The 16564-nt window shown below is 42.4% G+C and carries 14 protein-coding genes; 9 read left to right on the plus strand and 5 right to left on the minus strand.

The features are described 5' to 3' along the window. The 4 genes from H6G77_RS10570 to H6G77_RS10585 form a co-directional block, all read right to left on the minus strand. Complete coding sequence (locus tag H6G77_RS10570) at positions 1–678, minus strand: DUF2834 domain-containing protein (protein WP_190871529.1); 678 nt, start codon at positions 676–678, stop codon at positions 1–3. Between the two features lie 21 nt (positions 679–699). Next, positions 700–1437, minus strand: coding sequence for a tetratricopeptide repeat protein (locus H6G77_RS10575; protein ID WP_190871530.1), 738 nt, complete (start codon positions 1435–1437; stop codon positions 700–702). 214 nt (positions 1438–1651) lie between these two features. Further along, entirely contained in the window at positions 1652–2749 is a 1098-nt protein-coding gene (gene hrcA / locus H6G77_RS10580; RefSeq protein WP_190672587.1) for a heat-inducible transcriptional repressor HrcA, read from the minus strand. 448 nt (positions 2750–3197) lie between these two features. Then, complete coding sequence (locus H6G77_RS10585) at positions 3198–3557, minus strand: rhodanese-like domain-containing protein (protein ID WP_190871531.1); 360 nt, start codon at positions 3555–3557, stop codon at positions 3198–3200. 255 nt (positions 3558–3812) lie between these two features. Between H6G77_RS10585 and H6G77_RS10590 the strand changes: the two genes are divergently transcribed. From H6G77_RS10590 to H6G77_RS10610, 5 genes are all read left to right on the plus strand, one after another. Further along, positions 3813–5450: a DUF3352 domain-containing protein gene (locus H6G77_RS10590; RefSeq protein WP_199331445.1), complete on the plus strand. Its 1638-nt coding sequence runs from the start codon at positions 3813–3815 to the stop codon at positions 5448–5450. Positions 5451–5712: 262 nt separating this feature from the next. After that, complete coding sequence (locus H6G77_RS10595) at positions 5713–6204, plus strand: hypothetical protein (protein WP_190590527.1); 492 nt, start codon at positions 5713–5715, stop codon at positions 6202–6204. Between the two features lie 116 nt (positions 6205–6320). Beyond that, positions 6321–6842, plus strand: coding sequence for a hypothetical protein (locus tag H6G77_RS10600; protein ID WP_190590526.1), 522 nt, complete (start codon positions 6321–6323; stop codon positions 6840–6842). 73 nt (positions 6843–6915) lie between these two features. Next, the gene (locus H6G77_RS10605) at positions 6916–8883 is read left to right on the plus strand and encodes a VgrG-related protein (protein ID WP_190871532.1); all 1968 of its coding nucleotides are present in this window, start codon (positions 6916–6918) and stop codon (positions 8881–8883) included. Positions 8884–9020: 137 nt separating this feature from the next. After that, on the plus strand, positions 9021–9308 hold the full coding sequence (locus H6G77_RS10610; RefSeq protein ID WP_190871533.1) for a PAAR domain-containing protein: 288 nt from the start codon (positions 9021–9023) through the stop codon (positions 9306–9308). Here H6G77_RS10610 and H6G77_RS10615 read toward each other — a convergent pair. Beyond that, positions 9221–11014 carry an ATP-binding protein gene (locus H6G77_RS10615; RefSeq protein ID WP_190590523.1) on the minus strand — a complete coding sequence of 598 codons (1794 nt, stop codon included), beginning with the start codon at positions 11012–11014 and terminating at the stop codon, positions 9221–9223. The genes H6G77_RS10610 and H6G77_RS10615 overlap by 88 nt on opposite strands. 359 nt (positions 11015–11373) lie before the next feature. Between H6G77_RS10615 and H6G77_RS10620 the strand changes: the two genes are divergently transcribed. From H6G77_RS10620 to H6G77_RS10635, 4 genes are all read left to right on the plus strand, one after another. Continuing rightward, positions 11374–12372 (plus strand): ankyrin repeat domain-containing protein, encoded by a 999-nt coding sequence (locus tag H6G77_RS10620; RefSeq protein WP_190871534.1) that lies wholly within the window; start codon positions 11374–11376, stop codon positions 12370–12372. A gap of 237 nt (positions 12373–12609) precedes the next feature. After that, complete coding sequence (locus H6G77_RS10625) at positions 12610–13011, plus strand: GPW/gp25 family protein (RefSeq protein ID WP_096577022.1); 402 nt, start codon at positions 12610–12612, stop codon at positions 13009–13011. 56 nt (positions 13012–13067) lie between these two features. After that, complete coding sequence (locus H6G77_RS10630; protein ID WP_190871535.1) at positions 13068–15233, plus strand: putative baseplate assembly protein; 2166 nt, start codon at positions 13068–13070, stop codon at positions 15231–15233. 182 nt (positions 15234–15415) lie between these two features. Then, entirely contained in the window at positions 15416–16462 is a 1047-nt protein-coding gene (locus tag H6G77_RS10635) for a phage tail protein (protein ID WP_190871536.1), read from the plus strand. Positions 16463–16564 lie beyond the last annotated feature (102 nt).

The raw sequence follows: 16564 nt of genomic DNA on the forward strand, positions 1-16564 counted from the left end.
TTAATTAACAGTCAATTTTTGCTTAGATATACCTGTTGTCTCAGCTTCCGGTAAAGCTGGACGGACACACAAATAAATTAACGGGCCAAATAACGGAACCAAACTGATTAACCAAAATATTTGATGATTTTTCCAACCCCGACGCGCCATATCATCTCCTAGCAACACCGGGAATAATAAACTCAGCAAGCAAAAATCTAAACTCATCACATGGATAAAGCGGTTAGTTTGCCACTGTTGGATAAAATCTTGCCAGTCTCCACCTTGCACACCATAAGCAACTAATATGCCTGCAATTACGGTGAGTATAATCCCAGTCAGGCGAGCATCTACCAGCTTGATGAAAATATTTTTTTTGCCAACAAATTCTTGATTTGGCTCTCGGAGAAATAAATAAGGTAACAAAGCAAAAGCACCTACACCAAAAGATGCAGTCGCAAATGGCCAAGCTGGGATTTTTTGATTTCTACCATCAATAAATGCTAATGCACTGTAGGCAAGAGGCCAAATCCCCATCAGATTAAACAAGGAAATCACTAGAGGGTTGATTCCTTGCCATTGACCAAGAGAAAGTTTCTTGATTAACTCGAATGTATCAGGTTGATCAGGGGGTGCTAGGAAAAAAGCATAAACCACAAATCCCACCCACAGGGAAAACAGAGATACTTTCCTCAACATAAACTTAAAAATAAATTTATTTTAACGTTTTATGGTTCTTAAGAGTTTTGCTGCTTTATTGACCAGCCGTTTACGCTTGTAATGGAAGTAGGAAGACTCTTGAATTTTAACAATAATTGTTTCCAGATAATTACATGCAGTCTGGACATCTCCCTGGTGAGAGAGAATTTCCGCCAAGATGATATAGGCTTGTGGATGATTCCAATTTTGAATGTGGTTTTCTAGATGCTGTTTAGCGGCTTCAAATTCTTGTAAAGCAAACAATGTTTCGCCATACATTAAAGAAGCATCACCATATTTATAATCTGGGTCTATTTTTAATAGAGTGTGTAAATAAGACTTGGCAGAGGTGAATTTTTTATTTTTAATATCAATAAATGCTTCATGCCAAAGGGTTTGGAGATTGTCATCTTCGTTGTTAAAATCAGGCTGATTTAAGGCTGTGGGTTGATCAAAGCCTTCCACGTCATCTGAGAGATGATGACTGAAATTAACATACTGAGCAGCTTTTTTGATACTTTTTACTTTTAGTTTTGCTTTGCGTCGTTTATGAGAGCTTGTCAAGTTGCGCCAATGCTTCTGAACTGGGATATGTCCTCGCGGTATCCAACGTTGAAAACAGTAAGCGATCGCCCCAAAAAAGTTGACAATAATTAAAACCCACAGCCATAACCGCTTGTCTGGTTCATTGCGAATACAGTCATAAAGCATGAATAACCAAAATCCGGTCATTAACAACAATCCCACAACTTTGATCATTAACTGAATTCCCTAGCCTATCTGCAAGTTTGATTTTTCCTCACAAAATGCGTTTCACTCGTTTGGCAACATTTCTAGTTTCCGAGATGATACCCTAGTATTTCTGTAAAGTAGAAACGTATGAGGTAGGAAATTCCATTAAAACCTAGATTCAGTCAAATCATCAAGGGTTAGTAAAGATACAAACCTAGTCCGTGGGATTGCGAGAAAGCGTTTAACTGAAAGCTTCAGACAGGTAATCGGCGGCGGCGGCTACTACTGCGATCGCACTTTCGTAATCTAGGCGCGTCGGCCCTAAAACCCCGACACTACCAATCGGTACAGAACCTCGACGGTAGGTAGAAGAAATTAAGCTGCAAGTACGTATCGGCTCTAAGGGATTTTCTGCACCAATTCGTACTGTCACCCTAGATTTACTTGCATCTTCTGTCTCTGGTTCATCAAAGATTAATTGGCATAATTTGTCTTGTTCTTCTTCTAGCAATTGCATAATTGTTTTGACTTGCTGCAATTGAGAAAATTCTGGCTGACGCAATACTTCTGTGACACCACGCACCATAATTTGTGTTGGGGTTGGTGCTTGAGTGCGACGGCTTAATTCCGCAACTGAACTTTTCAAGAATTCGCCATACAGTTGAAATTCTTGGTCTAATTCACTCCAATTTAAGTTAGCTATTTCTAATAAACTCCGCCCCCGCAAATGGTTATTTAAGAAGTTAGAAACTATCTGCAACTCCCGATCAATTACTTCAGCATCAAGTTGCAAATTTTCTTTTTCTGGTGGCAAATCCATCACTTTAGAATGGGTTTCATAGCCATCTGTGACTAAAATTAGCATGATTCTACCAGCTTCAATTTGCAACAGTTGTAAATGTCGCACTAAGGCTGTTGAAGTTTGGGGCATAGTAATCAAGCTAATACAACCACTTAATGTCGCTAAAATCTGTGCGGCTCCATGAATCAGGGCTTCCAAACTCCAATCTTCCCAATGCAGGCGTTGTTGGAGTGAAAGTTCTACTTCCTTGGCTAAGGTTTCTGTTCGTGTAGCGTCTCGCAAAGAAGGTGTAATTAACTGGTCAACATAAATGCGATAACCGGAGTCAGAAGGTATTCTTCCAGCTGAGGTATGTGGTTGATAAAGTAGCCCAGATTTTTCTAATGCACCCATCACATTGCGAATTGTGGCCGAGCTAACGCCTAAGTCATACTCTTCCACCAAAACCTTTGATCCAACAGGTTCTGCTGTCGCAATGTAGTGACGTATTGTTGCCCAAAGGATGTGCTGTTGTCGATTGGTTAACTGGACTTCCATAAGGTGTGTATTACCGAAAGCAAATTTAAGAAAAGTTTGAAAAAAATTTTTTGAGCTAATGCAAAAAAAGATTAATATTGGTTAATTAAGATAGCAAAATTTTTATCTATATTATAGTTACTTGCAGCAACATTAATTGAGTTGCTAACTCTGAACGAATTAATCTTTTCAGCTAAAAAAGCTGTTTGACAATTTAAAGTTTTTTAATTATTAAGTATCTTCCCACAAATTTTACAAATAAGTTGTATTGGTAGATACTTATTTTTCTCACCATTTAAGTTAGATGTCGTCAGGATAAATGCTGATTGTGATGAGTGGTGGTTCGGCTGCGCTCACCAACCGGGAGTAGAGGTGTGGTTCGGCTACTTCGGCTGCGCTCAGCACAAGTGCGCTCACCAACCTTGGGTGTAGGGGGAAGAAGCCAGGACAAATGACCAATGACTATTGACTAATATTGTGGGATTTCTGGGTCAACTAGTTGAGAATAAGCGGCGATACCACCTGTAATATTTTTGACATTTGTAAATCCTTGAGCAATCAACCACTGACACATCTGAGCAGAACGCACACCGTGATGACAAAGGACAAGGGTTTCAGCCTCTGGATTCAACATCGTGAAAATTTGTTCATTCCAGTTGGCATATTCACTCAACGGTAAGTTAACAAACCCTGGGAGGCTGGCGATCGCTAATTCTTGGGGTTCACGCACATCTACTAACTGAATATTTACAGCATCAGTAGCTAAACGTTCGGCTAATTCTTCAACGGTAATTTGAGTCATGGGTTGCCCAAAGGATTTATCTGTCATGAAGTTTTTGTAAACGATCCTATACATTTATGTTGACAGAAAATCTGACCCTTAGCATGAGCAATGATTCTCAGTGATTTTAGGCTTAGTCTCAAGATTGTCTGTTCAGGCGGGGTGTAGGGGGTTAAGGGTGTTGGGGTATAAGGGAAAATAATGATTCTATTCACCTAAACCCGCATCCCTATCTTTCACATCCTTACACCCTGTTCATTAATTCTGCTTAAATGGCTGTGAAAGTCAGTATTTAATAACTTTATGGTGAATCGGCAAAGCTCATTTTTTGGTTTTATAGTCGCTGGTACGATCGCACTGGTATTAATTGCGATCGCAGGTTTTTGGTTCTTCACCAGAACTCCTGTTACCCTCGTCACTTCCACCACCTCCCAGCCTGGTGCAGCTATTTTTGTGTCGAAGCTTTCTCCGGTGATGGTGTCGTTACTCACCAACCCTGACCGTTTGCAGGCTTTGGAACGAGAAGGAGAAATTTCTAAAATCAAAACCAGTTTATTGGCTAAAAGTGGCATTGATTATCAAAAAGATATTCAGCCTTGGTTGGGTAACGAAATTACCCTAGCTGTCACCACCACAGATTTAGACCGTGATTCCGCCAATGGACAGCAGCCAGGATATCTCATGGCTTTAGCTACCAACAAACAAGACAAAAGCCGCGAGTTTGTCGAGTTGTTGTTTTCAAAACGAGTATTAGCTGGCGCGAACTTAGATACAGAAGAATATCAAGGTGTGAAGGTGCTTTACGATAGCCAACTTGCAGCCGCAGTGGTTGGTGATGGCTTTGTGTTATTTGCGAATAGTCCCAGCGTTGTCAAGGATGCAATTAACAACGTCCAAGCACCAGACCTCAATTTAACTAGTTCGCCCCAATACCAAAAAGCTCTCCAGCAATTACCCGAAGCTTCCTTAGCCGTGGCTTTCTTGAATTTTCCCATCATTGCTCAATGGCAAAGTTTAGAACTACCAGAACCAACCTACGACAGTGAAATTGTGTCTTTGGGCTTGAACTCCAAAGGTTTATTAGCAGAAACCAGCTTTTTAACAACATCCGAACTCACCCAAGCAGCCACGCCACTCACAAAACCAGTCGAGGCGTTGCAATATATTCCAGCATCGGCGGGTTTGGCAATTTCTGGTGCAAACTTAAGCAACTTGGCTGACAGTGATTTAGCCAAATTCTGGACGCAAATTAAAACAGCCATTTCTGGTTCGGAAACAGATGTGATTTCCCGATTGGTACAACCATTAACAGAAGTCCAGAAAACCTGGGGGATGAACTTTAATCAAGATATTTTTAGCTGGGTTAAAGGAGAATATGCGATCGCACTTTTACCACGTACAGGCCAAGTTTTCCCCGATTGGATTTTTGTTGTGGAGAAAACTGAGGAATTACCAGCAGGAATTGCGAAATTAGATGCGATCGCCTCTGCAAAGGGACTTAGTAGTAGTACTCTGAGTTTAGATAAACAAAAAATCTCCGCTTGGACAGAGTTAACCGCTAAAAAAACAGCAAATAAAGACCAACCATCCTTCACCATTGAAGCCACAGCCCAAGGGATACACACCACCCTCGACAATTACGAAATTTTTACTTCCGACTTGGCGACAATGGATGAAGTTCTTGCAGGTAAAGAAAAATCCTTACTAGACAGTCGCAATTTTCAAACCAGCGTCGCGGCGATTCCCCAACCCAATCAAGGTTATGTATATCTAGATTGGGCAAAAAGTCAAGGAGTGTTAGAAAGGCAAATCCCCGTACTGAAACTCATAGAAGTCCTGGGTAAACCATTTTTTAACAGATTGCGATCGCTCACAGTCAGCAGTTACAGTAGCGAAACAAACGTACTCAAAGGCGGGATTTTCCTACAACTGCAAGAGTAAGAAAAAGTCTGAAGTGTAAAGTATGAAGTATGAAATGAAGATTCACCTCTTGCACCAAGCGACTGAAGTCGCTGCTACACGGACAAAACTTTTGACTTTACGCTAGTCCGCCTACGCGGACTACCCTTCAGACTTCAGACTTCACACTTCATACTTTTGTGTCACATCTTAATGTGGCACAGCCAAATCAAACTTTTCAGGAATGAACTAATTACAATATGTATATATAACTACATTTAGTCAAGCTTGTTGGAGAGCTACTATGAAAGACTGTCGCCCCCGACTTCAGAAGCGAATCGGCTGGGTTTTAGCTATCTTAGCAGCTGTTACAGCAGCACCAGCGATCGCCGAAACACCCAACTTTGGTAAATTCAATCTAGTACCAGGGTTTGAAACTGCCCAAGGTAGATTTTCGGGTTATACGGGTGGTTCTTTTTCCTTGTCGGCGATTAGTAACCGCGATCGCAATAAAAACGCTTGCATTGGCTTTGCAGATCCTAAACCAGATTACACAATGGTTTTAGAAAAAGACTTTGAGCAACTAACAATATTAGTTAACACGGGGAATACAGATACAACATTGCTGGTGAAAGGCCCAGACAATGACACAATTCGTTGCGGCGATGACACTGGTAGAAGTAAAGATGCTAGTATTAGCGATCGCAACTGGAAAAAAGGTATTTATCAAATTTGGGTCGGTACATTTAATTCTGATGCCAAACATAAGTATACTTTGACAGTTCAGCAGAAATAATCAAGAAAGAGGCTAGGAACTAGGGGCTAGGGGCTAGTTAATTTTCATGATCAGTACTTTTAACCCAAACTCCCCCATTTCTCCACTCCCCACTCCCCACTCCCGACTCCCCAAATATGACTAGTCGTTTAGTAAAAGCAAAACTCATCGCTACAGAACAAGCTGCGCCAGATATCGAGTTTATGTTTAACCCCAGCCAGTTAGACTTCTCGCAGCAAATTAATTTGACCAAAAGTAGCGGTGCGCGTACAGGACGAGGTTTACCGAAAGTTAGTTTTGCTTACCCAGAACCGTGCAGACTCAGTATTAGTAACATCATATTTGATACTTACGAAAGCGGTACTAGCGTCCTCACCCATCTGAAAAAATTTGAAAAAGCAGTTAACTTTGCTGAAGCTGGCGCAGGTCAAGAAAAACGCCCACCAGTGTATATATTTACCTGGGGCGACCAGCAATATTTACGCTGTTTTGTCCAATCTCTTAACTACAGCCTGACTTTGTTTTTACCAGACGGTACACCAGTACGTGCCAAAGTTAACCTCACCCTAGAGGAAGTGGATGAATCAATTTCTCAGCCAGGAATGGGGACATCTAGCAGCGTAGACCGGACTGGCGACAGCAGAAGTAGCCGCAGTTAATTCGACCTTTGGGGAATAGCGTGTAACACAATATCTTCACTAGGCTATTGGCAATCACCTCTTGCCAATATGTATGCCTGTCCTTTACATACCTGAGCCACTATTACAAATTGATGGCACTAATGCTTCTGCTGATTTGCTCAATGATATTTTGCAAATCACAGTCGAAGAAAGTTTGCATTTACCAGGAATGTTTACTTTAGTAATCCGTAATGATTACTTTCCAGGACAGACAACAGAAGCAACTTGGAAGCATCAAAGTTTATTTGCTATTGGTAAGAAAATTAAAATTGGCTTTGTTTCCAGCACGACGCAAAACGCAGATTTTGAAGATGCAGAGCAAGGTTACGTCTTAGAAGGGGAAATTACAGCCATAGAAACTGAGTTCACCAGTGGTTCTCAAGCTCCCATCATCATTCGTGGCTATGATATGTCCCACCGCTTGCACCGAGGACGCTACAATCGCTCCTTTCAAAATGTTACCGATAGCGATGTGGTCAACCAAGTTATCGGTGAAGCAGGTATTACAGCAGGTACAGTTACCTCTACCACTATTGTTCATGATTACGTCTTTCAAGAAAATCAGACCAATATGGAATTTTTGCGGGAACGAGCCGCCCGCCTCGGCTTTGAATTATATGTGCAGGATAGTAAATTAAACTTTCGCCAACCTGCCCAAAATGAATCTTTATCACTTAAATGGTTAGAAGATATCCATAACTTCCGGGTTCGTGTTAGCAGTGCAGAACAAGTCAGTTCTGTGGAAGTAAGAGGCTGGGACTACTCTACCAAAAAGTCTATTGTTTCTACAGCCTCTACAGAACAGGTTATTACCACCACAGATAACGGCAAAGGTAGTTCAACTAGCACAAAATTCAGTATCAAGCCGAAAATGATTGTGGTAGACCAGCCTGTGTTTAGTGTGAATGAAGCAGCAAAAATCGCCCAAGCTTTGTGTAATGAACTGGGTGGTGAGTTTGTTATGGCTGATGCTGTTGGTGAAGGAAATCCCAAGATCAGGCCAGGAAAAGTCATTAAATTGACAGATATGGGTAGTTACAGTGGTAGCTACTACGTGACAGAAACTCGCCATCTGTTTCAGGAGCGAAAATTCGTTACAGAGTTTAGTGTGCGGGGTTTGCGTTCTGGAGATTTGTTAGCAACTCTCTCACCCCAAACACATCTGCAAGCAGGACAAACTCTATTAGTAGGTGTAGTGAGTAACAACCAAGACCCAAAAGGTTGGGGTCGTGTGCGAGTGAAGTTTCCAACATTAACTGAAGAGCATGAAAGTAATTGGGCAAGAGTTGTGAGTGTTGGTGCAGGCCCAGGAAGAGGTTTTGACTGTTTACCAGAGATCAACGATGAGGTTTTAGTCGCCTTTGAACACGGCGATATTCATCGTCCTTACGTCATTGGCGGTGTGTGGAATGGCACAGATGCACCACCAGAAACAGTGGCTGATACCGTTGTTAGTGGCAAAGTGCGCCTGCGGACATTTAAAACCCGCGTTGGTCATAAACTCCAATTTGTTGAAGAAGACAAAGGCACTACTAAAAAAGGCGCATATCTGCAAACAATAGGCGGTCACAACTTACGAATGAATGACAGCGAGAAATTTGCCGAGTTAGAAACTACAGGCGGTCACAAATTTCGCTGTGATGACAGCAATAAAACCATTAGCTTGACTTCCACAGGTGACATCACCGTTAAATCTGGCACAACCGGGACAGCCAATAAAATTAGTGTCAATGGTGGTGAAATTGCTTTAACTGCAATACAAAAAATTTCTTTAACTGTAGGAGGTACAAGTATTGAACTGACAACTAGTGGTATCACAATGAGAACGACGGGAACTGTGAGTATCCAATCTGGTAGTTCCATCAGTGTGCAAGCTGGAGGTTCTTTGAGTGCTAACGCTGGTGGCGCAATTTCCGCTAATTCCGGTAGTTCGGTCAGCGTCAATGCTGGCGCTACAGTCAGTATCAACGGTGCAGCTTCCGTCGGCATTTTAGGCGGGATAATTCGGTTGAATTGTTAATAGTTATTGGTCATTTGTCCTTTGTCATTGGTCATTGATTCTTCCCCTACACCCCGATTACTGAGCGCAGTCGAAGTACACCCTTGCACCCTTACACCCTTACTCCCCACTCCCCACTCCCCACTCCCTAGAAAATTATGTTTCCCGCAGCAAGATTAACTGATTTAACTGTCACAGGCGATCCAATTACTGCGCCTGGTGTGCCGAATGTTTTAATTGTAGGTTTACCCGCAGCTTGTGTTGGCGATTTAGTAGCGGGGCCTGTGGTGACTGGTAGTATTGTGCTGGGGTCTTTTACGGTTTTGATTGGTGGTAGACCTGCGGCGCGAGTTACATCTCAGGTAGCTGGGGTGAATACTGTCACTGGTGTGCCGTTAACTACGGTTGTGGGTATAGGTGCGCCGACAGTGTTAATTGGTGGCTGAAAGGTAAAAGAGCCTTTACTCAGCATGTTTTTTGGTACTTCGACATTCTTGCGAGCGGAGATGGGAATGTGAATGCAGAAAACTGTGCCTTGTCCGGGTTCAGAGAAGCATTCTATTTGACCGTTATGCTTTTCGATGATTTTGCGACAAATGGGCATTCCTAAGCCTGTACCTTTACCGATGGGTTTGGTGGTGAAGAATGGTTCAAAAAGGCGATCGCGCACATCTTGGGTCATTCCTGAACCATTATCTTGAATCCGAACCACTATATATGGAGAATGGGCAAATGATTTGCCATTTTCCAATGAGGTACTAATAGTAATCACCCCTTCTTTTTCTTGACCATCTAAAGCATCGATCGCATTAGCCAGAATATTCATAAATACCTGATTAAGTTGGCTGGGATAACACTCAACTAAAGGTATGACATCATAATTTTTGATGACTTCAATTCCAAAGTTGCTACGGCTTGTCTTTAAGCGATTGTCCAAAATTAGCAGAGTACTATCAATACCTTCATGAATATCGGCTGCGGTCATTTGTGATTGTTCCGTGCGAGAAAAGTTGCGTAAGGATAACACAATCTCACGGACACGCTTAATACCTAAACTCATGGAACTGATGAGTTTAGGTAAATCTTCCGAAACAAAGTCTAAGTCAATTTCTTCGCTGAGTTCTTGAATTTCTGGAAGATAATCACAGTTGTCTTGATAAATATGTACTAGACGCAATAAATCATCAACATATTGTTGAGCATGATTAATATTTCCACTAATAAAGTTGACCGGATTATTAATTTCGTGGGCAATACCAGCCACTAATTGCCCCAAACTTGACATTTTTTCACTTTGAATTAACTGTGCTTGTGTTTGTTGTAATTCATGCAGTGTAGTTTGGAGTTGTTGCGCTTGGATTTGGGCAATTTTCGCTGCTTCACAACTTTGTTCATAAAGCAAGGCTTTTTCAATTGCAACTCCCGCCTGCATTGCCAATATACTTAATAGCTTTAAGTCTCGGCTAGTATAATTAACAGCAGTTTCGCTACCAATGACAATTGCCCCAACTACCCGTTCTTCAACATTTAACGGCACACAAATCAAGGAATTGAATTGTTTCTTTTCTCCAAGGTATCTGGGATAAGCAACAATATTGTTGACAATTTCCCCCCGTCCCATTTGTACTATATTACCGATAATGCCTTCGCCTAACTTGATTGGTTGCTGGAGATAACTGCTGCTGCCAATTTCAGCGAGAATTTCCAAGGCATTGGTTTTTTGATTTAATAATAAAATCGCGCCACCAGTAGAAGGGATTAATTGAGCAGCTTCTTGGATGAGTAATCGAGAAACTGGGCGGAGATTGAGACTGGCAGTTACTTGAATGGAAATATCATGGAGTAAATCAATTTCTTGATATCTTTCTAGCAGTTCATGGGCGAGATTTTTCTTTTCAGATTCTTGTTTGAGTGCATAGACAAGAAGTGAAACAACACCAGCCGCCTGTTGTGAACCATGTACCCAACCAATCAATTCACCAGCAAATTCTATTGGATGGGCGATCGCACCATTGTCTCCTGCTTGCCCGAAGAGTATTTCGCCTTCCGTATTTTCTATAGTAAACTGACAATCTATCGCTTTAGCAAAATCATTGAGAAGAGCTAATACATCCTTTTTTACAATCAGATTCCTGAAATTGCTTTTAACCATTTGCTCTCATCCTGATTTTATTTCAGATTTTGCTTAAGCATCAGTCTTGTATACCTAATAGCTGAATATTTTCATTTATTCTTGGCTATTTGTCACCCCTATAATTAGTGCCGAATAACTGCCATTTTTTAGGTATAGGCTGGAATTTTGTAAAATTATATTTTTAAATAAAGTTGATGCAACTCGATTATAAGTGACTCATTTCTGAGAGTTCACCGTAAATTCATTGATTTTTGTATATTCAGTAAATGTACTTAGGCAAAATACTATATATAAAGTGATACACTGAACAGAAATATCACGGCATTAAGTTGACATTGTTTGAATGTGTCTCATAGTCATCGTCATTAGTGACTTATATGAATTTTTCACAAGAATTTGAGCAAGCACTTACTCAAAGTGCTTCTTTAGAAAAGTTCACATCTTTACTGAAGAAAATTAGTAACTATAACTATGTTTTGCAAGGAGAGGAACCAGATAGCCTAATTCATTTGGCAGTAGTTAATGACCGATTAGATGTTGTCAAGCTATTAGTGCAGCAAGGTGCGTCTCTAGAACCATTAGAGATTCGCCCAAAATCAGAAAATCCACATCCTGAATTTGAAGTTTTTGGTTTTGATGATGATGAAAGATTTACTGGAGATCCCTTACTGAGTGCTGCTGCGACAGGAAAGCAAGAGATATTTGAGTTCTTAGCGCCACTGGCTTCCATCAGTCAACGTAGACAAGCAATGTTATATCTAGCTGATGGTCTCAAAAGTAATTCACTTTCGTATTCTGAAGATAACACTAGTTTTCAACAACTGATCAACTCTAAACCTAGTACAGATAATCCTGACTCTTTTGGTCAATGGCTTCATGATTTAGCTCAGTCAACGATTACAGAGCCAAGTCTAAACGACACAATACGATCTGCATCATTAAAATTCATCGAAAGATGTCAAGCGCAAATTTTGCAAGGATTGAATATTAATAGGATTGGTGATCATGGATGTACTCTTTTGTGGACAGCATCAAATAATGGATATCTTGAAGCCGTTCAAACCTTGCTGCAATTAGGTGCGACTCCTGATATTCCTAACCAGACAGATGGTTGGACTCCGTTAATGATAGCTGTTGATGCTCATATTCCCTGGCTATGTGGTACTAAAAGTATTTGGGGAACAGCCAAAAGTCAGCAAGTAAATATTGTTCATCTCCTTTTAGAAGCAGGTGCAAATGTCAACTTTGCCGGAAAAAATGGGGAAACTGCTTTGTATTTACTTCATAGCTTTGACCGAGAGGAAATTTTTGATGAGGAAATCGACTTAGCAATTTGTGAAATGGAATCTGTTTTAAGAGATGCAGGTGCTAAGTAAGGATATAGGTCAATACGGTTCATTTAAGAGAATAGTAGGTTGGGTGTAGCGATCGCTACACTCAACAAAGCCTTGAAAATGTTGGGTTCCGTTGTTGCCTTAACTGAACTGTATTGGGATATAGGTTAATCACAGACGATGTTGCCAAAACAAACGTTAACTCGACTTTTGGCGAATGGTATTAGTTTTAGCGATCGGCATAAAGTAGCGTAAACTGCTCATCACTATGTGCCTACCATGCCAGAACTCAATCAAAATCAACACCTGGGTGCGGGCTGGTCGTTTCCGTTGCGGGTGAATGTCCAAGGAGGTCTGCAACTTAGTAAGGCCGATCGCAATATTGAAGAGTCGATGATGCTGATTCTGCGTACCGAGTTGGGTGAACGGGTGTATCGTCCTAACTTTGGTTCGCGGTTGTCGGAGTTGACTTTTGCACCGATGAATACGCAAACTTTATTACTTTTGCGTCTACACGTCCAAGAAGCTTTGGAAATGTGGGAACCGCGCATTGTTTTAGATGCGGTGCGTGCTGACCCAGATCCCCTGCGAGGTCGTGTAGATATTGTTATTGAATATCATCCTAAAGATAGCCATGATTCGCGGAGTTTAGTATTTCCGTTTTATTTGAATGGTCAGTAGTCATTTGTTATTGGTCATTTGTCATTTGTGTGTTTTAACTAATTATTTTTAATATTGTGGAATTTGATTTTTTACCGAAGTTACCCAAGTCTAATCTAGACGATCGCACTTTTAAAGATTTAGTTGATGAGTGTATTCTGCGGATTCCCCGCTATTGTCCAGAATGGACGAATTATAACCCCAGTGACCCAGGTATCACGTTAATTGAGCTATTTGCTTGGTTAACTGACCAAATGTTGCTGCGGTTTAATGAAGTACCAAAGCGCAATTACATTACTTTTTTAGAGTTATTAGGTGTCAGGTTACAAGCACCTGCGCCGGCGGTGGCGGATATTACTTTTTATTTGAGTGCGGCTTTACCTGACACTTACACGATTCCGGCTGGGGTGGAGGTGGCGACAATTCGCACGGAAACCCAAGAGGCGATCGCATTCACTACAGATCGGCCTTTAATTATTGATAAACCGCAAATTCGCCACTTTCTCACCTGTCCCACTGCTGATCAAAAACCAGAAATTTTGCGCGATCGCTTTACTAATTTATGGACGATGCGCTCTGATGGTGAGTGGTATGGTAGAGAGTTAGCACTGTTTGAAGAACAACCCCAACCCGGAAACAGTTTTTATTTAGTGATTGATGGGGAATCTCAGTGCGAAGGAAATGTTCTCGCCTTGCAATTAAAAGGAGAAGCCGCCACCGCCACAGGGATTAACCCTGACATTCCGCCGCGTCGTTGGGAAGCCTGGAATGGTGTGGAATGGGAAGCGGTACTGTTGCAAGAATCTGACGACAGCACCAAAGGTTTTAGTTTTAGCGAATTGCAGGCCCAAGGGATTAACCCTCTACAAGGTGCAGATATCGTCCTGCATTTACCGCAATCTTGGCCTGTGACGACTTTCACCGCCTATCAAGGACGCTGGCTACGTTGTGTTTATACTGCGCCCCAACCCAATCAACCAGGCTATAGCAGTTCGCCGCGCATGATTGGTTTGGCGGTGAGATCAATCGGCGGAACTGTGGGTGCGAGTCAAAGTGAATTGATTCGCAATGAAATTTTAGGAGAAAGTGATGGTACGCCGGGACAAACTTTTCAATTACAAGGCGTTCCGGTGTTGAACCGTCGAGAAGATGAATATTTGATCATTTCGCCGCCAGGGGGAATCCCTCAACGGTGGTATGAAGTCAGCGATTTTGCTAATTCTCTTCCTCAAGATTTGCACTACACCGTCGATTCGCGTACTGGGACTGTGCAGTTTGGCCCGGTGATTCGGGAACCGGCCCAACTCCAGCAACAGACGGAATTAAGGAGGGGAGTAGGGAATTTTGCCAATATTCAGGAGTTAGAAAGGCAATATGGGGCTGTTCCGCCGCGCGGTTCGGTGATTCGCATGGTTGCATACCGCACAGGTGGCGGGCGTAAGGGGAATGTGCAACGGGGGACAATTACCGTAGCGAAAAATGCGGTTCCTTATGTGGCGAGGTTGATTAACCATACACCAGCCCGTAACGGTTCTGATGCGGAATCTTTGGAAGATGCGGTGATTCGCGTTCCGGCGATGCTGCGAACCCGCGATCGCGCTGTGACTCCCGAAGATTTTGAGGTGTTGACCCTACAAGCTGGTGGTGGTGCGGTGGCGCGGGTGCGCTGCTTACCACCGACAACTACACAAGAGGCTGGAACCATCAAATTATTAGTTGTCCCGGCGGCGAATACAGATGCAATTAATCGTGGCGAAGGTATCGAACCAGAATTATTTAGTCTGAGTCCGCAATTGCGTGACCAAATTATTGCTTATTTAGATGAACGGAGGTTATTAGGAATACAAGTTAAATTGCAAGCCCCGGAATATGTGGGGGTAGCAGTGCAAACAGAAGTCGCCTTGGAACCAGAATACAACCATCCTGCCGCCCAGCAAGAGATTTTAAGTAAATTACGGGTGGCGTTGTATCGGTTTTTGAATCCGATTACGGGGGGTCAGGATGGGAGAGGCTGGCCTTTTGGGCGACCTGTTTACCCTTCGGATATTGTGAATTTGTTTCAGCAATTTCCGGCGGTGCGGTATTTGGGAGTAGTGCAGTTATTTGAATTGCGCTATGTGGGTTCAACTTGGGTGCGATCGCTTCCTCAAAATCCGGTGATTGATCCAGGGGCGTTGGGCTTAATTTGTTCCTGGCAAAATACGCGGTTGCGTTCTGGTCATGTTGTTAATCTCATCCAATAAACCTCTCGTTACTCTCTGCGCCTACCCTTCGGGAAGCCACTTCGCGTCTATGCGCCTCTACGTGAAGACTTAAAAGTTTAATATAACGAACCGCAAAGGACGCAAAGGACACAAAGAAGAAAGAATTTGAGAGGGATTTTCCTGAAGTTCTAAAGAGATAAATCTTAAATGAGAAATATTTTATGACTAGTCAAATTCTGCACCTGCAACTTACATCAATGCAATTACCTAACGCCATTCAAACGTCGGCGGTGGGTAAGGGTGCAGATGATTTTTCGCAAATAGCACTTAGTAGTCAAACGACGGTACGTGCTGGGTGTGATTTGGTTGTTCATCCGCCGGAACCGAGTGAAATAGTTTTACAGCTAGAAAACTTGGGTAGTCGGATGCTGCGGTTGAATGTGCGGGTGGAGGGGAATTTCCCGGCTGAGTGGTGTCGCATTGGGATGGAGGGGTATGAACTCGCACCGCGATCGCGGATGGATGTGGTGTTATATTTCCAACTTCCAGCCGATTTCTTTGAAACTCCCGCGTTGGCGGCTGGTCAATCTTTGGTATTGGATTATCACAGTCGCATTCACGTTAATTACAGCGAGGAGGGGACTGGTAGACAGTTAGTTGAAACGGCTGGTTTAAATTTATATGTCCGTCCCCGCAGTCTCTATCCTAAGTTTTTACCTGCGGTTTATCGAGAAGTTGATTTTATTAGTCGCTTCTTGAAGATTTTTGAACAGGCTTTTGAACCCTCAGTGCAAACGCTGGATGTGTTGTGGGCTTATTTAGACCCCATGACCGCACCGCAAACATTATTACCTTTTCTCGCGCACTGGGTAGCTTGGCCTGTTGACCGCCGTTGGACTATCGAACGACAACGTTCTTTAATTCGTTCGGCGGTTGAGCTTTATCGCTGGCGGGGAACACGTAGAGGTTTGCGTTTATATATACATCTTTATACAGATTTACCTTTAGATGAACATATTACTAGAGAAGTTGATAAACATATTTGTATTGAAGAAATTCGCGGCGAAGGTTTTGTTTTAGGAAATACACGCCTAGGCGAAGATGCGATGATTGGCGGCGGTCGTCCGTATCATTTTATCGTGCGCCTTCGTCCCCAACGCCCAGATCAGGTAGATGAACAATTAGTCCGCCACATTATCGACCAAGAAAAACCCGCTTTTTGTACTTATGAACTTTATATAGATGAGTCAATAACTAATGGTCAATAGTCATTTGTCCTTTGTCATTGGTTTTTCCCCCTAAACCCAAGGTTGGTGAGCGAACTTGTACTGAGCGCAGCCGAAGTAGCCGAACCACACCCCTACTCCCTA

Source organism: Aulosira sp. FACHB-615 (assembly GCF_014698045.1).
In the GTDB taxonomy this organism is placed as follows: domain Bacteria; phylum Cyanobacteriota; class Cyanobacteriia; order Cyanobacteriales; family Nostocaceae; genus Nostoc_B.